The 25,001-nt window shown below is 66.9% G+C and carries 19 protein-coding genes; 9 read left to right on the top strand and 10 right to left on the bottom strand.

Features of this window, described 5'->3' with window-relative positions; all coding sequences use genetic code 11:
* Position 1: 1 nt before the first annotated feature.
* Together Q8T13_04165 and Q8T13_04160 are read left to right on the top strand one after the other, a co-directional pair.
* A complete protein-coding gene (locus Q8T13_04165) occupies positions 2–1,387 on the top strand; it encodes a DUF1552 domain-containing protein (protein MDP3716945.1) in 1,386 nt (461 codons plus the stop codon).
* Positions 1,384–3,048, top strand: coding sequence for an ankyrin repeat domain-containing protein (locus Q8T13_04160; GenBank protein ID MDP3716944.1), 1,665 nt, complete (start codon positions 1,384–1,386; stop codon positions 3,046–3,048). Before Q8T13_04165 ends, Q8T13_04160 begins: the two co-directional genes overlap by 4 nt.
* 103 nt (positions 3,049–3,151) lie before the next feature.
* Here the strand turns inward: Q8T13_04160 and lipA are convergent, their stop codons facing one another.
* Positions 3,152–4,030, bottom strand: a complete 879-nt coding sequence (gene lipA, locus Q8T13_04155) for a lipoyl synthase (protein ID MDP3716943.1) — start codon at positions 4,028–4,030, stop codon at positions 3,152–3,154.
* 179 nt (positions 4,031–4,209) lie between these two features.
* On the opposite strand from lipA, the gene Q8T13_04150 reads away from it, so the two are divergent.
* The gene (locus Q8T13_04150; GenBank protein MDP3716942.1) at positions 4,210–4,905 is read left to right on the top strand and encodes a metal-dependent hydrolase; all 696 of its coding nucleotides are present in this window, start codon (positions 4,210–4,212) and stop codon (positions 4,903–4,905) included.
* A 4-nt stretch (positions 4,906–4,909) separates the two neighbouring features.
* Here Q8T13_04150 and Q8T13_04145 read toward each other — a convergent pair whose 3' ends face one another.
* The gene (locus tag Q8T13_04145; protein ID MDP3716941.1) at positions 4,910–6,175 is read right to left on the bottom strand and encodes a response regulator; all 1,266 of its coding nucleotides are present in this window, start codon (positions 6,173–6,175) and stop codon (positions 4,910–4,912) included.
* A 617-nt stretch (positions 6,176–6,792) separates the two neighbouring features.
* On the opposite strand from Q8T13_04145, the gene Q8T13_04140 reads away from it, so the two are divergent.
* The gene (locus Q8T13_04140; GenBank protein ID MDP3716940.1) at positions 6,793–7,698 is read left to right on the top strand and encodes a hypothetical protein; all 906 of its coding nucleotides are present in this window, start codon (positions 6,793–6,795) and stop codon (positions 7,696–7,698) included.
* 48 nt (positions 7,699–7,746) lie between these two features.
* On the opposite strand, the gene Q8T13_04135 is transcribed toward Q8T13_04140, so the two are convergent.
* Together Q8T13_04135 and Q8T13_04130 are read right to left on the bottom strand one after the other, a co-directional pair.
* Positions 7,747–11,727, bottom strand: a complete 3,981-nt coding sequence (locus tag Q8T13_04135; protein ID MDP3716939.1) for a lamin tail domain-containing protein — start codon at positions 11,725–11,727, stop codon at positions 7,747–7,749.
* A 99-nt stretch (positions 11,728–11,826) separates the two neighbouring features.
* Positions 11,827–12,411, bottom strand: a complete 585-nt coding sequence (locus Q8T13_04130; protein MDP3716938.1) for a TetR/AcrR family transcriptional regulator — start codon at positions 12,409–12,411, stop codon at positions 11,827–11,829.
* 106 nt (positions 12,412–12,517) lie between these two features.
* Between Q8T13_04130 and boxC the strand changes: the two genes are divergently transcribed.
* From boxC to Q8T13_04115, 3 genes are all read left to right on the top strand, one after another.
* The gene (gene boxC / locus Q8T13_04125) at positions 12,518–14,176 is read left to right on the top strand and encodes a 2,3-epoxybenzoyl-CoA dihydrolase (GenBank protein ID MDP3716937.1); all 1,659 of its coding nucleotides are present in this window, start codon (positions 12,518–12,520) and stop codon (positions 14,174–14,176) included.
* A gap of 12 nt (positions 14,177–14,188) precedes the next feature.
* Positions 14,189–15,616, top strand: a complete 1,428-nt coding sequence (gene boxB / locus Q8T13_04120; protein MDP3716936.1) for a benzoyl-CoA 2,3-epoxidase subunit BoxB — start codon at positions 14,189–14,191, stop codon at positions 15,614–15,616.
* Positions 15,617–15,696: 80 nt separating this feature from the next.
* Positions 15,697–16,500, top strand: coding sequence for an enoyl-CoA hydratase/isomerase family protein (locus Q8T13_04115; protein MDP3716935.1), 804 nt, complete (start codon positions 15,697–15,699; stop codon positions 16,498–16,500).
* 21 nt (positions 16,501–16,521) lie between these two features.
* On the opposite strand, the gene Q8T13_04110 is transcribed toward Q8T13_04115, so the two are convergent.
* The 6 genes from Q8T13_04110 to Q8T13_04085 form a co-directional block, all read right to left on the bottom strand.
* Positions 16,522–16,947, bottom strand: a complete 426-nt coding sequence (locus Q8T13_04110; protein MDP3716934.1) for a hypothetical protein — start codon at positions 16,945–16,947, stop codon at positions 16,522–16,524.
* Between the two features lie 15 nt (positions 16,948–16,962).
* A complete protein-coding gene (locus Q8T13_04105; protein MDP3716933.1) occupies positions 16,963–17,781 on the bottom strand; it encodes a DUF5777 family beta-barrel protein in 819 nt (272 codons plus the stop codon).
* A gap of 21 nt (positions 17,782–17,802) precedes the next feature.
* Complete coding sequence (locus Q8T13_04100) at positions 17,803–18,201, bottom strand: cupredoxin domain-containing protein (GenBank protein MDP3716932.1); 399 nt, start codon at positions 18,199–18,201, stop codon at positions 17,803–17,805.
* A 236-nt stretch (positions 18,202–18,437) separates the two neighbouring features.
* On the bottom strand, positions 18,438–19,802 hold the full coding sequence (locus Q8T13_04095) for a sigma-54 dependent transcriptional regulator (GenBank protein MDP3716931.1): 1,365 nt from the start codon (positions 19,800–19,802) through the stop codon (positions 18,438–18,440).
* 24 nt (positions 19,803–19,826) lie between these two features.
* On the bottom strand, positions 19,827–21,584 hold the full coding sequence (locus Q8T13_04090) for an ATP-binding protein (protein ID MDP3716930.1): 1,758 nt from the start codon (positions 21,582–21,584) through the stop codon (positions 19,827–19,829).
* A gap of 49 nt (positions 21,585–21,633) precedes the next feature.
* Positions 21,634–23,775, bottom strand: a complete 2,142-nt coding sequence (locus Q8T13_04085) for a protein kinase (GenBank protein MDP3716929.1) — start codon at positions 23,773–23,775, stop codon at positions 21,634–21,636.
* 88 nt (positions 23,776–23,863) lie between these two features.
* On the opposite strand from Q8T13_04085, the gene Q8T13_04080 reads away from it, so the two are divergent.
* Entirely contained in the window at positions 23,864–24,625 is a 762-nt protein-coding gene (locus tag Q8T13_04080) for a helix-turn-helix domain-containing protein (GenBank protein ID MDP3716928.1), read from the top strand.
* Between the two features lie 84 nt (positions 24,626–24,709).
* Positions 24,710–24,970, top strand: coding sequence for a ferredoxin family protein (locus Q8T13_04075; protein ID MDP3716927.1), 261 nt, complete (start codon positions 24,710–24,712; stop codon positions 24,968–24,970).
* Positions 24,971–25,001: the final 31 nt, after the last annotated feature.

Raw genomic sequence — 25,001 nt, 5'->3', positions numbered from 1 at the left:
CATGTTTATTACCCGTCAGCATCTCTCTCGCCGCGCCGTCCTCAAGGGGATGGGCGTCACCGTCGCGCTTCCGTTCCTGGATGCGATGACCCCGGCCGGCACGCTGTTCGCGCAGGCGGCTAAGCGTCCGGTCCGCCTGATCGCCATGGAGATGGTGCACGGCGCCGCCGGCAGCACCACCTACGGCATCAAGCAGAACATGTGGGCGCCGGCGCAGGTGGGGAGCGCCTTCGATTTGAGCCCGACGGCCATGAAGTCGCTCGAGCCGTACCGGGACTACCTGACGATTGTCAGCAATACCGACGCCCGCAACGCCGAGGCGTTTTCCGCGCCGGAGATTGGCGCCGACCACTTCCGCACCGCGGCCGTGTTCCTGACGCAGGCGAAGCCCAAGCAAACGCAGGGCTCCGACGTGTTCGCGGGTACTTCGTTCGACCAGATTTACGCGCAGACCAGCGGTCAGGCGACGCCGATTCCGTCCATGCAGTTGTGCATCGAGAACGTGGACCAGGCCGGTGGCTGCTCCTACAACTACTCGTGCGTCTACACCGACACCATCAGCTGGGCCTCGCCGACCGATCCGCTGCCGATGATTCGCGACCCACGCGCGGTGTTCGATCAGCTGTTCGGCGTTGGCGCCACTCCGGAAGCGCGGCGCGCCCGGCGTAAGGACGATCAGAGCATTCTGGATTGGGTGTCTGAATCGGTGGCCGACCTGAGCAAGCGGCTCGGACCCGCCGATCGCGCGCGGTTGTCCGACTACCTGGAGGACGTGCGCGAGATCGAGCGCCGCATCCAGAAGGTGGAGGCGTCGAACCAGAGCGGCGAACCACGCGAACTGCCCGGCGCACCCGTCGGCGTGCCCGACTCGTTCGAAGAGCACGTCAAGCTGATGTTTGACCTGCAGGCGGTGGCCTTCGCCGCCGACACCACGCGGATCTTCTCGTTCAAGTTCAGCCGCGACGTTTCGAACCGCGTGTTCCCGGGCAGTGGCTCGAACGCCGCCTTCCACACCGGCTCGCACCACCTCGATCGCGACGAGCGGATCGCCGACTTCCAGAAGATCAACACCTATCACGTCGGACTGGTGCCGTACCTGCTCGCGAAGCTGAAGGCGATTCCCGACCAGGACGGCAACGCGCTCGACAACTCGCTCATCATCTACGGCTCGGCGATGGGCAACTCGAACCTGCACAACCACAAGCGTTGCCCGCTGTTCTTCGCCGGCCACGCCGGCGGCGCGCTGAAGGGCAACCGTCACATCCGCGCCGAGGACGGCACGCCGATGGCCAACGCCATGCTCACGGCGCTGCAGGCCATTGGTGTGGACGTCAGGCAATTCGGCGACAGCACCGGCGCCCTCGACTTGAACGCGGTGCAATCGTGACTCTCGTGACCGTGCGGAGGGCGGCGGCTTTAGCCGCCGCCACGGCGATGCTCGCAGTGACGGTAATGGCCAGCGGCGACAGCACGGTTGCGGAGGCGGCCAAATCCGGCGACGCCGCCGCCGTCAAAGCCCTTCTCAAAGCCGGCGTGGACGTCAACGCCGCGCAAGGCGACGGCATGACGGCGCTGCACTGGGCCGCCACCAACGGCGACGCGGCCATGACCCAGATGCTGCTGTCGGCCGGCGCCAACGTGCGCGCGACCACCCGGCTTGGCGGCATCACCGCGCTGCACCTGGCCACGCAGGGCGGCCAGGCGCAGGTGGCCGCGGCCCTGATTGCCGCCGGCGCCGACGCCAACTTGGCCACCGCCACCGGCGCCACGCCGCTGATGCTGGCCGCCCGATCCGGCAACACCGAAACGGCCACGCGGCTGGTCGAGGTGGGCGCCGACATCAACGCCAAAGAGAACACCTACGGCCAGACCGCGCTCATGGTTGCCGCCGGCCTCGATCGCGCGGACGTCGTCCGGCTGCTGCTGGCGAGGGGCGCTGACTGGAAGACGGCGTCGAAAGTGGCGGACCTGAAGGCGCTGACCGCGCCGGCCGAGGGCGAGGGCCGTGGCCCGGCGGCGGTGGCGGGACGGGTTGATGTGCCCGGCGTGACCCGTGGCTATCGATACAACGAACTGATCGGTGCCCAAGGTGGCCTCACAGCACTGCACTTCGCCGTTCGGCAGGGGAGCGCCAACGCGGTTCGGGCACTCGTGGAAGGCGGCGTCGACCTCAACACCCCCAGCCCCGGCGACCAGGCCACACCGCTCCTGGTGGCGCTGATCAATGGTCACTTCGATATCGCCGCGTCGCTCGTTGATAAGGGCGCCGACCCAAACCTTCCGAGCGATGCCGGCGTGTCGCCGCTCTACGCCACGCTGAACGTGCAGTGGGCGCCGATTGCCGCGTACCCGCAACCGCGGGCGCACCTCCAGCAGTCGCGGTCGTATCTCGACGTGATGAAGTTGTTGCTCGACAAGGGCGCCGACCCGAATGCGCGCGTGCGCCGCAAGGTGTGGTACTCGGGCTACAACTTCGACCAGTCAGGTGTCGATGAAGCCGGCGCGACCCCGTTCTGGCGCGCTGCTTACGCCGCCGACGTGGCGGCCATGAAGCTGCTGGTCGCGCACGGCGCCGATCCGTTCATCCCCACCATCAAGCTGTTCTCGCGGCGCGGACCGGAAGACCCGGCCGCGGGCACCGACAAGTCGGGCTTGCCCGTGCTGCCGATTGGCGCTCCCGGCGCCTCGGCGCTGCTGGCGGCTGCCGGCCCCGGCTACTCGACCGGCTTCGCGGGCAACTCCCACCACACCGCGCCGGGCGGCATGCTGCCGGCGGTGAAGTATCTCGTGGAGGACCTGGCGTTTGACGTGAACGACGTTGACCAGGCCGGCAACACCGTCGTCCACAACGCCGCCGCGCGCGGCGACACCGAGATGGTGCGCTACCTGGCGTCAAAGGGCGCGGACGTGAAGCGCCACAATCGCGCCGGCCAGACGACCATTGATGTCGCGAACGGTCCGGTGCAGCGCACGCAGCCGTATCCAGACACCATCAAGCTCCTCGAGAGCTTAGGTGCCGTCAATAATCACAAATGCGTTACTTGCTAGGAGCCTGACGGGAGGGCACCTCTTGTCGGGAGGGCACATCTTGTCGGGAGGGAACTTCCCGTCGGGAGCGCAATCCTTGACGGGACCGTCACGGGCGACTTAGCTAGCGGGCGAGAGCCGCCGTAGCCGCATCTGCCTGTTCGTGTGCGTGGTAGGAACTGCGCACCAACGGGCCGGCTTCGACGTGGGCGAAGCCAAGGTCCATGGCCATGCGCTTCAACTCGCGGAACTCGTCGGGGGTGTAATAGCGCGTCATCACCGCGTGTTCGGTTGACGGGCGCAGGTACTGGCCCAGCGTCAGGATCGACACGCCCACGTCGCGCAAGTCCTTGAACACCTGCACGACTTCGTCCTGCTCCTCGCCGAGCCCCATCATCATGCCGGTCTTGGTCGGGATCCCCGGCGCGTAGTTACGCGCGCGGGCGAGCAGTTCCAGCGTGCGCGCGTACTTGCCGCCTGAGCGGACGGCGCGATACAGCCGCGGCACCGTTTCCGTGTTGTGGTTCAGCACGTCAGGCTTCGCGTCCAGCACGGTCTCCAGCGGACCGGCGTCGCCCTTGAAGTCGGGGATCAGCACTTCGACGCGGCACTCGGGCAGGCGCGCCTTGATCTCGCGAATGGTCTCAGCGAAGATGCCGGCGCCGCCATCAGGCTGATCGTCGCGATCGACGGAGGTGATGACGGCGTATTTCAGCGCCATCTTCTCAACCGCTTCACCGACCCGCCGCGGTTCATCAATGTCGAGCGTCGCGGGCCGGCCGTGCGCCACCGCGCAGTAGGTGCAGGCGCGCGTGCAGACGTCGCCCAGGATCATGAAGGTCGCCGTGCCGTGATGCCAGCACTCGCCGATGTTGGGGCAGTGCGCGTCCTCGCAAACGGTGTTCAGCTTGAGATCGCGCATGATGCCGCGCAGGCGCAGGTAGTTCTCAGACCCCGGGGCGCGGACCTTGAGCCACTCCGGCTTGGGCTCGCGGGGTTTCACGAAATGTAACGGCGCTTCCACCATGCTCCCTCAAGTGTAGCTGAATTGGCAGAGGGCCCTAAATGCCCGCCACGGAAGCACAGAAGCCCCGAAACACAGAATTGCGTTTGGTCTCGTTAGCAAAGGGTGGTTCCGTGTTTCCGTGGTTCTGTGTGATGCTTCCGAACCGAGGACAACGTATGCAGAATCTGGCAATTACCTGGTTGGGTCACTCCTCGTTTCGTGTCCGGACGCCGGGCGGAAAAGAGCTGCTCTTCGATCCCTGGTACACCGGCAACCCGGTCTTTCCCGAGTCGGCGCGGCCGACCAAGGCCGACCTGATCCTGGTCTCGCATGGCCACTTCGACCACTTCACCGATGTCGCGGCCATGGCCAAGTTGACCGGCGCGCCGGTCGTCGCCAATTGGGAGATCTACCGCCACCTCGAAGCCAAGGGCCTGAAGAATTTCGAACCCATGAACAAGGGCGGCACGATCACCGTGCAGGGCCTGCGCATCACCATGACCGATGCCCGCCACAGCAGCAGCTTCGAGGACAACGGCGTGCACTACCTGGGCGAAGCCACGGGGTTCGTGGTGAAGCTCGAGAACGGCCAGACGATTTACTTCGCCGGGGATACCGCGCTGTTCGGCGACATGAAGCTGATCGCCGAGCTGTACAAGCCGGACATTGCGTTCCTGCCCATTGGCGATCGTTTCACGATGGGCCCCGACACCGCCGCGATCGCGGCCAAGTGGCTGGGCGTGAAGCAGGTGGTGCCTATGCACTGCGGCACGTTTCCGATGCTGAGCGGGACGCCGGAACAGCTCGAGCAGCACCTGGCCGGTTCGGGGATTGAAGTGCTGAAGCTGAAGCCCGGCGAGACCGCCCAGTAACCGTTCAGGGTTCGTGCGGCTCGCGGGGAATCGGTGGCGGGACGGGCGGGATCGGATCGAAGGTGAAGAAGACCGACTTCGCGGCCTCTTCTGGCGTCATGGCCGCCAACCGTTCCAATGACGGGCGCGGCGGCTGATGCGGGGGAGGCGGCTGCGCGGGAACCGGCTCTGCCGGCACGGGAACCGGCGCCACGGGCGCGGGCGCCTGGACCGGCGGAGGCGTCGGCTGCCTCGCCGGGACGGCTGCGACGCGTTCATCTGGGCCGCGGCGTCCGCGCTCGGCGAGGGCCGATCGCAAACGGTTCGCCTGATCAGCCAAGGCCGTCCCCAGCAACACGACCGCATCCCGCAACGGCTCCAGTACGCTCGTTCCGCTTGCGTCCGACACCTCGGCGGGTGGGCCCGGGTCGGGCAGCACTAAGCGCGGCGCCGCGAATGGGTTCTGAACCACTTTGCGGGGCTCGCCGGCCTCGACTGGGCGCGTGCTGTCGTGTTCCTCGAACGCGAAATCGTCCACGCCCATTTCCGCCGTCAGGGCAGCGTAATCGACCGTCTCGGCAGGCGGCGCCGGCTCGAACCCGATGTCATCCAGGCCCATGTCGCGTTGTAACTGCTCTCGTGCCAATCGCCCTGGCGTCGGCGGCGCAACGCGCGGCGCCTGGCCGCGCCCGATCGCCTCATCGCGACCGGGCGCCGCTGCCAGGTTGCGTTCTTTTTCGTACGCCGCAATGGCCTGTGTGACAGCGTCGTTGACGATTCGCGCCAGCGCTTCTGGCGTGATGGCGAGTTCGTTGGGGTTCGCCTTTCCGCCGAACACCTGGCTGGTCATGGACGCATCGATGGCGTCGAAGGCCGTGACCAGCTGCCCGAGCACGTCGGGTTGGCCGAGGTCGGGCGCCGAGAGCATCAACACTTCCTTCACCCTCGCGATGACGATACCCGGCTCGATCGGATGGCAAATGAATCCCCTGGCACCAGATTGTTTCATCCGGTGGGTGTCGGCGGGACTGACGGTTGCCGTCACCAACAACACCGCCACCTTGCTTAGATACGGCCGTTGCGAGACATAGTGCGCCAGGCCATACCCGTTCACGCCCTGCGCGGCCGTGCTCGCCAGGACGACGTCCGGGCGAGTCGCTTCGATTTGGTCCAGCGCCCGATGGCCGTTGGCCGCCACGCTCACCTGGATCGGCTCGTCGGCAAGCGCCGCCCGAATCTCTTGCTCAACCGTGATGCTGTCGTCGACGATCAACAGCGTATGCGTGTACATGTGTAGGGCTCGGTCATCGGCCGCACCGGCCTTGCCGACCTTCTGATTATATGGACGGAGGACCCGAGAGCGAAATCGCGCTCGGCAGGACACCCCGGTCTGATTCTTGTCAGTGACACGCCGAAGCCTGCGGTCAAGGTAATCTTGTCGCTCTCGTGGTTCGTTGGACGACTGCCTCCTGCCTTGCCCTGGCTCTCGCCGCCCCTGCCGCTCCCGGGTCGGCGAAGCAAGCCACGCCCGTGGCCTGCTCCGGTGTCGCCGAGTGTCGTGCGCAAACTGAGGCGGCCATCGCTCACGGAGAATTCGAGCGCGCCCACGACCTGGCCTGGCGCACCGTCCAACAAGGCCCGCGTAACGACCGATCGTTGATGTTGCTGCTGGCGCGAACGCAGGCGCTCAGCAATCGTCCCGACGATGCGCTGGTGATGATTCGACGGTTAGTGGAACTGGGCGCGACTGTTGATGCGAGTGGAGAGGAGTTCGCACGCACGCGCGACCTGCCTGGATGGCCAGCCGTAGAGGCAGTGATCCGCGAAGGCGGGTCCACAGCACCTCTGGCATCCGCCTCCGCTCGCAGCGAGCCAGCCGAGCTACGGCGGGACAAGCCCCTGGCACCCGTGGCACCCCTGGCACCCAAGGCCCCTGAGGCCCCTTTGGCACCCCTGGCACCTTTGGCCATCGAAGAGGCCGGGCGATTTACCAGCGCCGCGTTCGCGCCCGGGGGCCTGGTGTGCGATGCGGTGTCGAAGCGCTTCGTGTTCGGCGACCGGCCCGGCCGCAAGTTGCAGATCGTGGCCGAAGGCAGCGATCACGCCACCGACTTGACGCGCGCCGAGGTGGCCGGCTTCCTGGACGTCACGGCCCTCGACATCGACACGACCAACGGCAGCCTCTGGGTCGCCACCGCGGAAGGCGATGGCCGCGGCGCCACCCTGCATCGGGTGCAGCTCATCTCCGGCCGGCCGCTGGCAAGCTTCGCGGTTCCCGAGTCGCTCGTGCCCGCGCAGCCGGTCGATGTGGCGATGGCGGGGTCTGGGGCCGTACTGGTGCTCGACACCGCGCAGCGCCGCGTCCTGGTACTGAGGCCAGCCGCTACTCAGTTGACGGTGTTGGCCAGCCTGGGCGACGTCGTGCCGCTCAGCCTCACCCTGGGCCGCCGCGACAACGTGGCCTACGTCTCGCATCGCGACGGCTTGCTGGCCATCGATCTGCGCACGCGGGCGGTGAGCCCCGTGACGGCCCCGAAGACGATCGCGCTGGCCGGGTTCGATCGGCTGCGCCGTCATGGCACCGGGTTCGTGGGACTGCAGACCACCGCGGACGGTGTCCGCCGCCTCGTCCGGCTGACTCTCGATGCGAACGGCCGGGCGGTGACGCGCCTGCGCGCAATCGACGTGACGCTGCCGGTTGGCGCGGCGCCCATGCCCATGGCCGTGTGCGGCGACACCCTGGGTTTCATGCAGGGCGAAGCCGCCGGCGAAGACACCGTGTGGACGATTCGGCGGGTCCGGCTCAACCCCTGAGGCCGGAGGAAACCCTCCGGCCCCTGGTGACCGTCGCGGTCGTGTTCGCTACTTGCGGCTGTGCGGCACCGTGATGGCCACCGACGACTGGGTGGCCTGGCCCGCCGCATCGGTGGCCGTGATCGCCACGGTGTAGATGCGCCCCGCGCCGCCGCCGGCGCGTTCCGCCCGCAACCGGATCAGGTTGGCGTCGATGACTTCCCAATCCGGAGCGGTGTTGCCGTCACCGGCGCCGTTGATCGGCTCGTTGCTCGTCACCGACAACCCGGTCACCACCAGCCCACACTGATCGGCGGCGGTGTAGCGGATGATGACATCGACCATCTGGTGATTGGCCGGCCAGAGCACCGACGTGCTGGTCGTGATTCCGCTCAACGTGGGCGGGGCATTGGTGACCACCACCGAAGCGGCGGCGCTGTTGTTAGCCGGCCCCGGGTCGGCCGTATCGGAGACGACTGACGCCGTGGCGGTGAACAGCGTGGCGTTCGGTGCATCGCAGCCGACCAACGCGCTGAAGGTGAACGTTTCCACGGCGCCCGCCGCCATCGATGCGTAGGTGGTGGTCGTGGCGTTCGCGCTCACGACCACGTTCTGCGCGGGCGAGCCGCCGTTATTGGTCACGGTCACCGTGTAGGTGACCGAGCCGCCCGCGGCAGCCGTGGCCGCGTCGGCGACGATGCTGACCGCCAGGTCGGCAGAGGGCGGCGGGAAGCGGAAGTAGGCGACCGGCATGTCGTGATCCGAGGATCTCTCTGGCCGCGTCGGGTCGGCAGTGAACGCGGCGCTGGCCGGGAAGTCCGCGTTGCCGCGTGCGATCGCGTAACCCTGCAGGTAGCCGTTCGCGACGGTATTGACCAGGACGTGATCCAGCGCCTGCGGCGTCCCCTCGAAGATGAAGCTGTAGCGCTCGCCGGCCGGGAGCCCGCCGGTCAGGTTGATGTAGTTGGGATCGACCAGGTCGGGGCTGGCATCGACGACGATCTGGTCGTCGGGAGTGGGTGAGCCCGTGATGATCGACATCGGGTCGGTGTAGCCGTCGTTGAACTCGTAGGCGTTGTAGTCGCCCACCGAGATCACCGCCACTCCCGGGTTGTCGGTTTGCAGGTCCTGCAGCAACTGCGCCGTGGCCTCAGCCTGCGCCGTGCGCTTAGCTCGCACCCGATCGCCTTCGATACCCACCACCGCGATGCTGATGAACGAGCGCAAGTGATTGACGACCACGATCATGGGACGGGGGTTGACGCCCTCGGCGTCAGCCGTTGCCCGCAGCACCAATGGCGGGCGGTCATACAAGACCGCCGACGACGTGCTGCCGGGAGGCGTGTACGAGCCAGCCGGCTCCTGGCTCACCGAGTCGATGCGCACGCGCGAGGTCTTGACGAGGAAGCCAAGGTTCTGCACTGACGGCTGGCCATTGATGGGCGGGCCGAGGACCAGTCGCGCCTGATAGTTGGGATCGGGCTCACCCGCGGCGATCGCGTCGTGGTTCACCTGGTCGGCCAGCGCCTGCAGTGCCGCCTCGTTGAGGATCTCGATGTGGCCGATGACGTCGGGCGAGCGCATCAACTCGCGAATCGCGCGCGACGCCTTCTGCAGGCGAGTCGCGTCGCCGCCGAAGTTCTCGATGTTGAAGCCGGCCACCGTGAACTCGCCAGCCAACGGCGTCGGCACTGGCACGCCAGTCATGTTGGCGCTGACGGTGGGCGCGACCTCCGGCAGGATCTTGTAGGCGCCGAAAGAGAAGTCCAGCGGGCCCAGGACATTCCCCAGCGTGACGTTCGACGTCACCGAGGTCACCGACATGCCGGCGAGACCTTCGGTGTCGATGAAGATGCGTTCCGGATTCCCATCAAACCGCGGAATGCAGCAATCGGGCACGCCGGAGGTCGGATCCGGCGGCACCGGATCCGACAGCGGAATGCCGGGCTCCCGCATGGGCCGTGGCACACCGGGAAGCACGGCGGCGATCTCGCCGAAGCCGTCGGTTGGCGCCACCGAGACGAGCGCGGCCGCGGCGATGCGCATGCCCTCGTAGGGCTCGAGCTGCTGCGGCGCACCGGCTGGATCGAGCATGGCCGCCGTCAGCGTGATCGGGGCCGGCAGCGCGTTCCCTGTCGACACGATCGTGAGGTCGCCGGGCAGCGAGGCTTCGACCTGGGTCAGCGAGAAGTACTCGGTGGCGGTGCCGCGGGCGGTCACCTCGTCACCGGCCACGACCGCGGGCGTCGCGCCGGTGAACACGAACAACGCTTCCGACGTCATCGGGTCGGCGTCGTATCCGGCCGGCGGCGACTGCATGAAGAAGCCGTTGCTCTTCTTGCCGGTGACGATGCCGGTCGTGAGCACGTCCTGATCGAAGAACGGCGTGGTCAGGCCGTTGCCCTGGAGGTCGTGGATCGCCACGGTGATGGGCGTGCAGCTGCGCGCGGGCGAGGCGCTGTTGCGCGGGCCCGGTTGGTTGATCGCGAAGTCGACGTTGTTGTGATCGGAGTCGTAGCAGCCGCCGCGCTTGCGGAAGCCCGCAGTGGTATTGCTCGGCGCCGCCGCCGCCGCCGTGCCTTCAAAGCAGTTGGCGGTAGTACCGTAGCCGACCAAATCCACGACACCGCTGACCGGACACGCGCCGGCAATGGCCGTCGTCGAGGACACGAGGGCCACCTTGCCGGCGCCGGTCGCCATGCCGATGGTGCCGATCGCATCGGGTGTTATTGGCAGCGCCGGGGCGCTCGGGTTGCCGGGATTGACCGCCTGCTGGACCAGGTAGTACCCGCCAGGGGCAATGGTGCCGGTCAAGTTCGTGACGGACCAAGTCGTGCCCGTCGCGCTGGCGTACTGGACCGACCAGTCTGCCAGGCTGACCACGGAGGTGCCGGCGTTGAACAGCTCGATGAAGTCGCGGCCGAGCGGCGCACCCGAATTGCCGCCACCGCCGTAGACCTGGCTGATCACGACGTCCGACACCACCGGCGGCGCCACATCGTCGTTCGTGATGGTGCCGAGACCCTGGCCGTCGGCAATCGTCGCGCCGGTGACGCCCGAGAGATTGACGAAGAAGATTTCGTGGGCTTCGACCGTGGTGTCGCCGTTGATGGTGACGTGGAACGTATAGGTGGTGTTGCCTGCCGCGATCAACTGGTCCACTTCGGCGCGAGCGACGTAGTCGAAATCAGCGACCTGGGCGGGCGCGATGCCTGTGCCATCGGCGGTGGCGATGTCGAACGAGATGCCGGTGTGGAGCACGGTCGAGGCCGTCACCGTGAAGGTGGCGGTCTGGGTGCCGCTGTCGCCCTCCATCACCGCAACGTCGTTGATCGTCAGCGAGGGCAGCACCGGGCCGTCGCCGCGCGGCGTGATGCTGAAATCGTCCACGGCCAGGCCGTCATCGGAACCGGTGGGATTGAAGTCGGTCCAGCGGATCCGGAGCCTGCCGCCAGGCGCGATGCTCAGTGCAATCGATCCGCTGATTAGCGTGCGGTTCGGGGCGGCGTTGCCGTCGAGCGCGCCGGTGGGGCCGGTGGTGACCGGCGCGACGAAGTCGAGCGCGTCGACATCGGTCCACGTGCCGGTGTTGAGGCTAGCGGCGTCGAGACTGTACTGGAAGTCGAGCCGGTCGAGGCGGCCGGCGGCGCCCAGGCGCCACTGTTCGCCGACGTAGCTGACATCGAGGCTCGTAATCGGCTGGCCCGTGTTATTGACGAACACGGCGCCGATGGTGGGCATGTGGGTATTGCTCTGCAGCCCGCCAAAGGCTCGTTCCGAGCTGAAGTTCGTTCCGAAACTGTAGGTGTCGCCAGCGGTACCGGCGCCGTTGCCGGCGGTATACAAGCCGTTAACAGCCCCTGACGTCCCAGTCTCGACAAACTCCCACCCGGCCGGCGTGGTATTCGAGGTGTCCGAGGACGCCAGGGTGTTGAAGTCTTGGGTGTACGGCACATCGAGGGCCGAGAGGCTGGCCTGGCCCGCGGCGTACGGCGTTACCGCGGCATAGAGGAACAGCGCAAGGATCGAGCAGGTTCGGAACAGCTTCATGAGGCCTCGTGGCTGAAGGGGGAAAGTCTGCGCTGGTGAATTATTGATCCGGCGTGTGACGTTCGGGCCGCGAGAGTACGAAATTAGTGCAACCGATTGCTAATTTTTGAGGAGGCCACCGACCAGGTAGTCGGCAAACGCGTCGCCGATCTGGTCGGAGGTGGCGGGGCCTTCCGGGGCGAACCACTTGGGGATCCAGTTGATTGCGCCCATCATGGCAAATTCGATCAGCTTCGGGTCACCGGCCTTGAACTGGCCCTCGTCGATGCCCTGCTGGATGATCGCGCGGACGCCCTGGTCGAACTGGTCGCGTTTTTCGATCACGCGCGTCAGCAAAACCGGCGACAACGCTTCAGGATCGAGCGTCAGCGCGGTGCCGTGCAGTTCGTCGAGAATCAGGTGCACGAATGCCAGCACCAGCCGGCGCAGCTTCGCCTCGGGGCTCGCGGTGTCAGCCAGCACGTCGGTCATCAGTGCCAGCAGCAGGTCGAGCGAATACTCGTGGCAGGCGAAGAGAATCTCTTCCTTGTTCTTGAAGTAGTAGTAGAGGTTGCCCTTGGTCATCTCCAGGGCCGAGGCAATCTCATCGACGCTGGCGCCGTAATAACCGCGGCGGCGAAAAGCGGCCGCAGCGCTCTTCAGGATCTCGGTTCGGCGGTCGGACGCGGCGGCGGGTTTGGCCATATGGAATGACGCCGGGTTGAAATTCCAAGGACAAGAGGAAATTCAACCCGGCGTCTTTTATAGCATACATTTGAACGAGCGTTTAAGAACGTAGTAAACTCCCTGCGTGGAACAAACCGTAACGGCCCCGTCGGTGACTTTCGAAACATCCCCCGAGCAGTACAAGCACTGGAAGCTCTCCGTCGAGGGCAACGTCGCGACGCTGGCGATGGACGTGCGCGAAGACGCCGGCCTTCGGCCGAACGACTACAAGTTGAAGCTCAACTCGTACGACCTGGGCGTTGACATCGAGTTGGCCGACGTGCTGCAGCGCCTGCGCTTCGAGCACCCCGAGGTCCACGCGGTGGTGCTCAGCAGCCTCAAGCCGCGCATCTTCTGCGCCGGTGCCAACATCTTCATGCTCGGGTCGTCGAGCCATGCCTTCAAGGTGAACTTCTGCAAGTTCACCAACGAAACGCGGCTCGGCATGGAAGACATGAGCGCGCACAGCGGCATCAAGTTCATGGCGGCGGTGAACGGCATTTGCGCCGGCGGCGGCTACGAGCTGGCGCTGGCCTGCGACGAGATCCTGCTGGTCGATGATGGCAGCGCCTCGGTCGGCTTGCCCGAGACCCCGCTCCTCGGCGTGCTGCCCGGCACCGGCGGCCTGACCCGCGTGGTTGACAAGCGCAAGGTGCGCCGCGACCTGGCCGACGATTTCAGCACCCTGACGGAAGGTGTGCGCGGCAAGCGCGCCGTCGACGGCCGCTTCGTTGATGCCGTGTATCCCACCAGCAAGTTCCAGGAGGCCGTGGCCAAGCGCGCGCAGGAGCTGGCGGCCCTGTCGGACCGTCCGAAGGCCGGCCCCGGCATCACGCTCGGCCCCCTGTCGCCCACGATTGATGGCGACACCATTGCCTACAAGTATGTGAAGGGGACGATCGATCGCGCCAAGCGCGTGTGCGAGTTGACGATCAGCGCCCCGGATTCGCCGCAGCCGGTGACCGCCGACGAGTTCCAGAAGGCGGGCGACCAGTCGTGGGCGATTCGCGCGTTCCGCGAACTGGACGACACGCTGCTGCGCCTGCGCCTCAACGAGCCGGAGATTGGTACCGTGGTCCTGCGCGCGACCGGCGACCCGGCGGCGGTGCTCGCGGTTGACGCGTCGCTTGACGCCAACCAGGCCAACTGGCTCGTGCGCGAGATCATCAGCTTCATCCGCCGCACGCTGAAGCGCGTGGACCTCACCTCGCGCAGCTTCTTTGCGCTGATCGAACCCGGCAACGCGTTTGCGGGTACCCTGTTCGAGCTGGCCCTCGCCGCCGATCGCGTCTACATGCTCGATCACCCGGACGAGCCCAACACCATCCAGTTGTCGGTGATGAACGGCGGCGCCTACCCGATGAGCAACGGCCTGTCGCGGCTGCAGGTGCGGTTCCTCGGCGAGCCCGAATCGGTCGACAAGGCGCTTTCGCACGGCGGGCCGATGGACGCGCCACAGGCGCTGGCCGCCGGCCTCGTGTTCTCGGCGCCCGACGATATCGATTGGGACGATGAAGTGCGCATGGCGCTCGAGGCGCGCGCGGCGTTTTCGCCCGATGCGCTCACCGGCATGGAAGCCAACCTGCGCTTCGCCGGACCGGAGACCATGGAGACCAAGATCTTCGGCCGCCTGACGGCGTGGCAGAACTGGATCTTCCAGCGGCCCAACGCCGTGGGCGAACGTGGCGCGCTCATGACCTATGGCCGCGAAGGCCGCCCGACCTTCGATTTCAAGCGCACTTAAGAGGGGACGCTCATGATTTCAGCGGAGAAGATCCCGAACAACGTTGACCTGGCCGGCAACAAGCGCCTGCAGCGGGCGCTCGAGCACTGGCAGCCCGCCTACCTCGATTGGTGGCGCGACATGGGCCCGCCCGGGTTCCAGGACAGCCACCAGGTCTACCTGCGGACGGCCATCAGCGTGGATGCCGCCGGCTGGGCGCACTTCGATTTCGTGAAGCTGCCCGAGTACCGCTGGGGCATCTTCCTGGCCGAGCCGGTTCCCGATCGTCGCATCGGCTTCGGCGACTTCAAGGGCCAGCCGGTATGGCAGGAGGTGCCGGGCGAATTCCGCAACCAGCTGCGCCGCCTGATCGTCATTCAAGGCGACACCGAACCCGCCAGCGTCGAGCAGCAGCGCTCGCTCGGCGCGCACTGCCCGAGCCTGTATGACCTGCGCAACCTGTTCCAGGTCAACGTCGAGGAAGGCCGCCACTTGTGGGCGATGGTCTACCTGCTGCACTCGTACTTCGGCCGCGACGGCCGCGAAGAGGCCGAGGCGCTGCTCGAGCGCCGCAGCGGCAACGACGACACGCCCCGCATGCTCGAGGCGTTCAACGAGCCGATCGACACCTGGCTCGACTTCTTCGCCTTCACCATGTTCACCGACCGTGACGGCAAGTCGCAGTTGCTGTCGCTGTCGGAGAGCTCGCTCGATCCGCTGGCCCGGACGACCAAGTTCATGTTGACCGAGGAAGCCCATCACATGTTCGTGGGCGAGACCGGCATTGCCCGCATTCTCGAGCGCACCTGCCAGTTGCTGCGCGAGACCGGGTTCTCGGGCGATGTCCGCAAGCACGGCGGCATCGACTTGCCGCTGATCCAGAAGTTCGTCAATTTCTGGTTCAGCCAGAGCCTGGACCTGCACGGCAGCGAAGTGTCGAGCAACGCCGCGGCGTACTTCTCGAATGGCCTGAAAGGCCGCGCCGAAGAAGACAAGTTTGACGATGACCACATCCTGGCGGGCAACATGTACGTGCTCGACCTGATGGACGACAGCGGCCTGATCATTCGCGAGGAAGTGCCCATGAGGAACGCCCTCAACGAGGTCCTGCGCGACTGGTACGTCGGCGACTGCCAGGCCGGCGTCGATCGCTGGAACAAGCGCGTGCTCGAAGCGCACGGCATGTCCGAGCGCATCACGCTGCCGTCGCGCAAGTTCAACCGCAAGGTTGGCGTCTACGCCGCCAAGCACTTCGACCCGTACGGCAACCAGCTGAGCACCGAGGACTGGGAACGCCGCAAGTACGAGTGGCTGCCGTCGCCCGATGACAAGCGCTACCTGCACAGCATCCAGGCCACGCCGGTCTACCAGCCGGGGCAGTTCGCCAACTACATCGCGCCGCCCCAGCGCGGCATCAACCGCCAACCGATCGATTTCGAGTACGTCAGGACCGAACAATAATGCCGGGAGTCGGGAACCGGGAACCGGGAGTCGAGAGACCCCGACTCCCGACTCCCGACTCCCGACTCCCGACTCCCGATATGACCCACAACAAGATTCAGTATGCCGTCGCCGACGGTGTCGCCACCATTACGCTGGTTGACCCGCCGGCGAACACGTACTCCTACGAGATGATGCAGGAGCTGGACGCCGCCGTGCTGACGGCCCGCATGGACGCTGCGGTCCACGTGATCGTGATCACGGGCGCGGGGGAGAAGTTCTTCTGCGCCGGCGCCAACATCGGCATGCTCAAGGACGCCGATCCCACCTTCAAGTACTACTTCTGCCTGCACGCCAACGAGACGCTCAATCGGCTGGAGCAGACGCCGAAGCTGGTGATCGCTGCGCTCAACGGCCACGCCGTCGGCGGAGGACTCGAAGTGGTGATGGCAGCCGACATTCGCATTGCCCGGCAGGGCGGCGGCAAGATTGGCATGCCCGAAGTGGCCCTGGGCGTGTTGCCAGGGACCGGCGGCACCCAGCGCTTCGCGCGCATTGTCGGCAAGGCCAAGGCGATTGAGACCATGGCGCTCGGTTCGCTCTTCAGCTTCGAAGAGGCGCGCGACATGGGGCTCGTCAACCACGTGTGGGGCGAGGCCGAGCTGGCGGGCCGGTCCTTTGCCGACGCGGTCCACGACTACGCGAAGCAGTTCACGCCGCCGAACAAGGCCAGCAAGGCGGTGGGGCACATCAAGCGCGCGGTGCAGTCGGGGCTCGAGGTGGGCTTCCACGAAGGCCTGGCGCTCGAGCGCGAGCTCCAGCAGCGGTTGTTCGAGAGCGAGGACGCGCGCGAGGGCATCGCCGCCAATCTCGAGAAGCGCCAGCCTGACTTCACGGGCCGCTAAGACGATCGCGGCCGTTCACGACTACTGAATGATGATCGTGCCCTTCAGGCCGGCATTGTCGGGCAGGTTGTGATCGTGAAAGCTGCAGGTGCGGGCGGTGTTGAAGTTGCCCGAGGTGCGCTGCTGACCCGCCGTCAGGAACCCGATCTGGTTGATCTCGGTGCACTGCGTGTGCTCGGGGTGCGGATCCGACGCCATGTCGTGCGACCGGCTGTCGTTGTTGATCATGGTGACCCGTCCGCCACGGGCGATGGTGACGCTCGACGGGCTGACCGCGCCATTCGCACCGATGGTGATCGTCGCAGTGCTGCTCGGCGTGCCGCCGGCCGGCGGCGTCGGAGTCGGGGTGGTCGGGGTTGACCCGCCGCTGCTGCCACCGCCGCAGGCCGCCGCCGTCATGGCCACGATAATGGCTGCCGCCAAGCCCATTCCAATCGTTCGGTTCATCACCATCAGTATCCCTCAGAAGAACTTCCGCGCCAGGTTGAAACCAAGGTACCAGTCGTCGTACGCCGTGCCGCCGCGTGCCACCTGGGCCAAGGTGGTGCCGTGGCCGTTCGAGAAATTGAGCTGGAACAGGTGCCCGCCGGCGCGCTGCTCGAAACCAAAACTGATCAGTGTCACGCCAGGTTTGTAACCGGCCACCCTGGGCGAGAGTTCGAGGAACAGGTAGGTGTTCCGGGCCGCACGCAGCCGGGCGCCGATGCCGGTCATGACCGTGTAGTCCTCGTCCGAGGGCGCCACGCCGATATTGACGTTAGACACGTACGACGGCTCGAAGTAAAAGGCGCCCCGCTGGCCAAGTTCGCGCGACAGCACCAGCGCCACGCCGGGCGAGAAGTCGTCGGTGAAGTTGCCGGTGCCATCGACGTTGACGTTGAGGCCGAGGCCGACCGGCGCGTCCTTCTGCGACACGACGTCGAACTGCCCCGAGAACTGGACGGTGCGATCGGAGGTGCGGTAGATGCCGACGCTCGTGCCGCGGAACAGGCCGTACTTCAGGTCGAGCCCGATCTGCGCGCTGCTGTCGAACCCGAACAGGCGCGCCGCCAGGTCGCTGAAGTCGCCGTCGCCCATCGGCTGCAGGAAGCGGTGCGTCAGCCGGAAGGCAAACTTTCCCTTGGGCAGTCGCAGGTTCGTGGGCATCGTCGCCACGTAGTAGTCGGGCTGCGCATGGTTCTGATCGAGATCCGGGTCGTCGGCCGGAGCCTGGGCGGCCGCCGGGACGGCGGCACACGCCACCAGCAGGGCCGGCAGCAGGAAGCGGAGCGAAGGCATCATCAACAACGGGTTCTCCTGCAGCTACTGTTTCCGCGCGGCCACGACCAGCAGGCCCTTCATCTCGTCGTGGCCATTGCCGCAATACTCGGAACAGAGGATGGGGAACTCGCCTGCCGCCGACGCGACGAAATCGATGGTCACCGGCGTGCCGCCGCGCGGCACGGTCTTCTCGACGCGAAACTTCTTGATGCCGACGCCGTGAACACCGTCCGCGGACGTTACCACGAGACGGACGTGCTCGCCTTCGGTTACCTCGATGCGGGCGGGCTCGAAGGCGAATCGCTTGGCCACCACCTCAATCACGCGTGGCTCGGTAACAGAGTCAGAGGGCCTGCCCTGAGCGAGCCTGTGAGCGGCGGAGCCGCTCGCAGGCGAGTCGAAGGGCGCAGAAGCCGCGGCGGGGTCCTGCTGGGAAGACATTGCTGCCACCCCCAGCAGGAGCGCCGTCCCCGCCGCGGCAACTGCATCAGCTAAAGAGGACAGGATCGACGTCACCTGGCAGGACCTAAGCAAGGGTGATGCCCAACTGGTGCCGCGGCATTCCGGCACTCGCGCAGGGGCCGGGCCGGCCGCCGGCGCTCGCCCGGTTCCTTCGCGCGGCGTAAGCGCTTACGCTGTGCGTAAGCGGCACTCGCGCGACGAGAGGCGCCCGGCGGCTAGTCTTCAAGGCGGTACTTGGCTAGGTAGTGGCTCAGCGCGCGCTGGCTGATGCCCATCAGTTCGGCGGCGTCCTTCTTGACGCCGCGCGCCTGTTCGAGCGCCCGCCGCATGGTTTCGCGTTCGGCCCATTCGAGGTTCTGGTGCAGCTTCAGTGACGGCACCGCCGCGGTCGCCGGTGTGGCCGTGGCGCTCATGAGCCACACCGACTGGCTGGTCAGCCGCGATCCGGTCGAGAGCACCACGGCGCGTTCGATGGTGTTCTCCAGTTCGCGCACGTTGCCGGGCCAGCCATAGCCCGAGAGTTCCACCATGGCCTTCTCGTCAACGCCGTCAATCTTCTTGCCGGTGCGTTCGGCGAATCGCCGGACGAAATGGTCAACCAGCAGGGGAATGTCATCCGGCCGATCCCGCAGCGGCGGCATTTCGATGGGGATGACGTTCAGGCGATAGAACAGGTCTTCGAGAAACTTGCCCTCGGCGACCAACTGCCGCAGGTCGCGATTGGTCGCGGCGATGACCCGCACATCCACGCGCTGGGTGCGTTCGGCGCCGAGCGGCTCGAACTCGCGGTCCTGCAGCACGCGCAGCAGCTTGGCCTGCACGCTCAGGGCGATGGTGCCGATCTCGTCGAGGAAGATGGTGCCGCCGTCGGCCAGGGCGAAACGTCCTTTCTTCGTGAACGACGCGCCGGTGAACGCCCCGCGCACGTGGCCGAACAGTTCGGACTCGAGCAGCGTCTCGGGAATGGCGGCGCAGTTCACCTTGATCATCGGCATGTGGCGCTGCGCGCTGCGGGCGTGAATGGCGCGCGCGACCAGTTCCTTGCCGGTGCCGGTTTCGCCGGTCACGAGCACCGTGCTCTTCGACTCGGCGACCAGCTCCGCCCGGGTGATGACGTCGCGAATCGGCCGGCTGCGGCCGATGATGCCGTAGTGATCGAACTCCGCGTCGCGCTCACTCAGCAGGTAGCGCAGCCCGGTGCGCGCCCGCTGGTCGTCGAGGGCGCGCCGGGCCAGGAGCAGCAGCTGGTCCACCTCGAACGGCTTCTGCAGGTAATCGCAGGCGCCGAGCTTCATGGCCTCGACCGCGCTGTCAATGCTGCCATGGGCGGTCATCATGACAATCGCCGGCCGCTCGGTGTCGGGCGTCGCGGCGGCCAGGTCGCGAATCACGTCGAGGCCGGTGCGATCGGGCATCAGGAAGTCGATCACCAGCAAGTCGAAGGCGCGCTCGTTCAGGCATCGCGTAGCCTCCCGCGCGTTCGCCGCCGTCGTCACCTCGTGCCCATCGTCGCGCAGCGCGCGCCCGAGCGTCTTGAGGATCTTCTCTTCGTCGTCGGCGAGGAGGATGCTGCCTGCCATGTGCCTTTAGCCTACTGCCTGGGCCTATCCCTCGGCCCGCCCCGGCGCGTCGCCCAGCTCGATTCGAAAATCGGTGCCCACGCCCGGCCGCGTCGCCACCGTAATGGCGCCGCCGAGCCCTTCGATGATGTTCTTTGCAATGGCGAGGCCAAGGCCGGTGCCGGCGCGGCGGGTGGTGAAGTAGGGATCGAAGATGCGCGCCAGGTCGTCGTCTGCGATCCCGGCGCCGCCATCACTGACGACAATGGCGACGCGGGGGCCGCCGAGCGCGGTGGTCTGCAGACGGACCCCGGCGCCGGGCCGTCCGGCCACCGCATGCTGGGCGTTGGTCAGCAGGTTGACGAGGACGGTGCGCAGCCGTTCGGCGTCGGTGACCAGCACCGGCGAGCTGGGCGCGAGTGCGAGCGTCACCGGACATTCGGCCCCGGTGGCGGCCGCCGCCGCGGCATCGGTGCACACGCGATTGATGTCGGTCGGCTCGGGATCGAACCGGATCGGCCGGGCGACGTCGAGCACGTCGTTGACCAGCCGGTTCAGCCGATCGATCTCCTCGTCGATGTCCTTCGCCGCATCGCGGACATCCGCGGCGGTGGCGCCGTCGCGGGCGAGGGTGCGCAGCGATCCCTTGATGATCATCAGCGGGTTGCGGACCTCGTGGGCGATCACCGTCGAGAGCCGCCCGAGCGACGACAGCCGCTCGCGTTGGCCGGCTTCACGCTGGAACCTCACGATCGAGTCGGTCAGCAGGTTAAACGTGGTCGCGAGCATATGGGCATCGTCATCGTCCCACCCGCCCTGGCGCTGGATCGGGATCTTGCGCGTGAGGTCGCCGGTGGCGGCGATCTGCCGCATGTGATCGGTGATGGTGGCGAGCGGGCGCGAGATGGTTCGCGCCACGCCGTAGCTCACGACGATGGCGAGCAGGGTCGCGCCAAGCGCGATGCCGCCGAGCGCCGCCTGGATGTCGCCGAGCGAGCGCAACCGCTCGCTGCGCGAGCGCAGCACGATTGCCACCGGATCGGCCGCGGTCGTGCCCGGCCCGAGCGGCTGGGTGAGCGCGATGTACTCTTCACTGCCGATCATCACGGGGGTCGGCGCAGTCGCCGTCAGCAGCGGCGCGAGGGCGGCGCGCGGCCCGGGCAGCGTCGAGGCGCGCGCGGCGCCGCCCATGGCAAAGGCAATGTCGGCGCCGGTGAGCGCCTTGAACTGCGCGGCACGGCGGTCGTCGAGCAGGTAGCCGACGCTCAACACCCCGAGGACATGCGGACGCTCGAGTCCCACCAGGACCCGGACACTGACCACTTCCATGATGCCGCGCGGGTGCGGCCAGAACGCCGGCACGACGCGTCCGGCAAGGGTGGACTGAAGGGCCGCGCTGACGTCGGCGTCCGACGGCGTGGCGGGCTCCCCGGCGCGAGCCAGCAAGGTGCCGAGGCTGTCGGTCACCATCAAGAGATCGGCGCCGGCCTGCACCTGGTAATCGGCCGCGATCGGCGCGAGGGTGGGCGGGTCGGCCAACTCGACGACCGCCTTGAACTTGGGCAAGTCGGCAATCAGCAGCGCGATGCGGGCGATGTTGTCGAACTGCGTGCGGCGCTGTTCGCTGACAAGCGTGGCGGCCTCGGTCAGGTCGCTCTGCAACTCGGCTTCGGTTTCCCTGGTCATGCGACCACTGATCAGGAACACCGCGGCCCCAATCGAGAGCATGGCGAGCAGCGCACTCGCCAGGAAGATGCGATTGGTGATCGAACCTAGGACGCGCATCAGGACCCGGCGCCGCACCTCAGCACCCGGAAAGTATAATGCCCGCGTGGCTCGAGATTGAACGGGCTTAGCGCCGGTTCATCCGGCGCTGGGCCTCCGCATAGCGCGAGGAGCTCTGCGGGACTTTCGCGTACGCCTCCTTGGCCTTCACCTGATCGTTTAACCGGCGGTCGTAGATCTCGCCAAGCCGGAACCACACGTCCATCGGGTTGTCGGGGTAGCGCGCACCCAGTTCTTCGAGCGCTTGCGCCGCCTCCTGGTGCCGGTTCATGCCGGTCAGCATGGCGGCCAGCCGATTGCGCGCCGGCATCGACTGCGGCGCGTCGGGGAACTGTTCAATTATCGTCCGCAGCGTGACCATGGCCGCCGGCACTTCGATCTGCATTACCGGGTCGAGCTCGCGCAGGTCCTTGCGGTCGTTCTCGACCTTCAGCTTCGTGTTGAGCGCGGCTGCCGCTTGCGGCGTTCCGGGAAACTCGCGCGCCACCTCGCCCAGCAGTTCGCGCGACTGGATCTGCGCGCGCGGCTGCCGCGCGCGGCCCAGCATCATCGCCCGGCGGAGCTTGCTGTCGGCGGTCCGTCGATCGCCGGCATACCGGCTTTCGAATTCGACCAACGCCGCCATCGACTCGTCGGTCCGGCCGGCGCGTTCGTGAAGGTCGGCCATGAGCAGCGAGGCCTCGGCGCCGGCGCGCGAGCCGGGGTAGTCCACAACAATCTGCCGCAGGTCCACCAACGCCTGGTCGTTCAGGTTGTTCGCCACCTTGGCGCGCGCAACTTCGAGGCGCTGCGTGGCCTCGGCCTCGCCCGACACGGCGGCGGGCGCGGCGGCCGGGGCAGCCGGCTTGGACCCGGGGCGGGGTGTCGCCGGCGCGCTGCCGGCGGGTTTGGCCACCGCGGTATTCGGTGGCAGTACTGGCTTGGTGGTCGAAGCCGGTGCACCCGCAGGCGGAGGAATCGGTGACGCCGTGCTCGCGTTCGTCGCCGTCGCTGGCGCCTCAGGAGGCGGCTCGGAAGCCATCGCCGTCTGTTCCGCCGGGTCGGTCGCGGCCGGGGCGGCGCCTCGACTGGCAAAGTACGCTCCCAATCCGGCGGCGAGGGCGGCAACCAGCACGACGCCCGCGCCGACGCCTAATGCCCAGGGCTTGGTGACGCCCGACTGCAACACTGCCGGCGGCACCGCCGGTCCCTGCGAGCCGGGTGCGACGGGCGGTGGCATGGCCGGCGGCGCGCCCGATCCCTTGGCGACCTCGGTGCTGCCCGAGGGCAGCACCACCGTCGGCGCATCGGGATTGCTGGACATGAGGGCGACGTTGATCTGGCGCGAACCGGAATCGCGCCTGAGCCGCTTCAGATCGGCGCCGATGTCGGCGGCCGTCTGGTAGCGCATCGAGCGATCCTTCTCGAGCGCCTTCGACACAATGCGGTCCAGTTCGCCGGGCACCGACTGATTCAGGCTGCTTGGCGCCGCCGGCTCGCGATTCAGGATCCCGTCAAACACGACGGCGGTCGTTTGGCCGGGAAAGCTTTGCCGGCCCGTGGCCATCTCGTACAGCACCACCCCGAACGAGAACAGGTCAGTGCGCGGATCGACCTCGTCGCCGCGCGCCTGCTCCGGCGACATGTAGGCGATGGTGCCCACCGTGGTGCCCGCCACGCTCGTGAAGTGCTCGGGGACCCGCGTTTCGTTCCTGGTGTCGAGCTGCCGGGCCGAGCGCCGGTACTCGGGTGACAGCTTGGCGAGACCGAAGTCGAGCACCTTCACCGGGCCGCGCCGCGTGATGAAGATGTTCGCCGGCTTCACGTCGCGATGCAGGATGCCTTCGGTATGGGCCGCGTCGAGCGCGTCGGCGACTTGCGCGGCAATGTCGAGCAGGAGCCGCAAGTCGAGCGGCTTGCCCGACAGCTTGCGATCGAGTGGTTCGCCGTCGAGCAGTTCCATCGCGAGATAGAGCTGGCCCTCGTGCTCGTCGAAGCCGTAGATCGTGCAGATGTTCGGGTGGTTCAGCGCCGACGCCGTGCGCGCTTCACGTTTGAAGCGTTCGATCGCCTCGTCGTTGTCGCTGCTGGCGGCCGGCAGCACCTTGAGCGCCACCTGGCGGCCGAGCTTGAGGTCCTGTGCGCGGTACACGACCCCCATCCCGCCAGCGCCCAGCTGGTCGACGATGCGGTAGTGCCCCAGAGTCTGGCCAATTAGTGAATTCGCCACGATGCGGACGTTCATCCTATTCCTGTAACGCCTTGACAGGGAAGGGGCCTAACGGTAGAGTCAGTATTCTGAAACGTCGTTCCGTATAGTGGAATCTCCTCAGCCCTCACCTCATTCGAATTCCGCCGTCACGTCCATCGACAAGGCGCTCGAGGTGTGCGAAGTGCTGAGCGGCGTGCCGCGCGGCATGACCCTGTCGGACCTCGCCCGCGCCCTGCGCCAACCGGCCTCGACGGTCCACCGCCTGCTCGGCGTCCTGAAACGTCGCGGCTACGTGCGTCAAGACGACGAGTCGCAGCGCTACGGCCTGACCTTGAAGATGCTCGACCTCAGCTTCCGCTCGCTGGGCCAGTCGGAACTGCGGCTGCACGCCTACCCGATCATGCGTGAGTACGTGTTGCGGACGCCGTACCGGGGTTTCATCGCGATTCCGGCGACCGGCGAAGTGACCTATGTCTGGAGCACCGGCCCGGACGAAGTGGCCATGCGCACGGTCTACGGCAAGGAAATGCCCGGCCACTGCGCGATCTACTTCTCTCCCAAGCAGGCGACGCGCCGCTTGAGCTGCCTGCGTCTGGCCACCGCCGGCGAGCTGGCCCGGCCTGAGGCCACGGTGGTGCGCATGGGGCCGCCGCCCATGGAGCCAGACGCCCTGCAGCGGTTGTTCTGCACCTGCGCGCCGGTCCGCGATTACACCGGCCATGAAGTGGCCCGGGTAGGGGTCTTCGGCCACGGCGCCGACGACGCCCCGATCCTGACCGAACACCACCGCGGCGCCTGGGACCTGGCGCGCCGCATCTCGATGCGCCTCGGCCACGTTCCGGCCAGCGCCCTCGAGAGCACCGCGTAACTGAAACTGAAACTGAAACTGAAACTTGCAACTACAACTACCAACTTTCAACTCTTGAACTTTCAACTGACAAGGATCGCGTAAATGGCCTACATCATCACGGAACCCTGCATCGGCACCAAGGACTCGGCGTGCGTCGACGTGTGCCCGGTTGACTGCATCCACCCGCGCAAGGACGAAGGCGACTTCGAGGCGGCCACCCAGCTCTACATTCATCCTGACGAGTGCATCGACTGCGGCGCGTGTGTCCCGGCCTGCCCGGTCGAGGCGATCTTCGCCTTGGATGAGGTGCCGGAGAAGTGGAAGAACTACATCGACATCAACGCCAAGCACTTCCAGAAATAGGGGGCGACAGGGGTCGGACCCATTGGAGTAG

Source organism: Acidobacteriota bacterium, assembly GCA_030697165.1.
Lineage (GTDB): Bacteria > Acidobacteriota > Vicinamibacteria > Vicinamibacterales > UBA2999 > 12-FULL-67-14b.
Note: the sequence above shows the minus strand (reverse complement) of the source record. Positions and strands in the feature narration are given on the sequence as shown.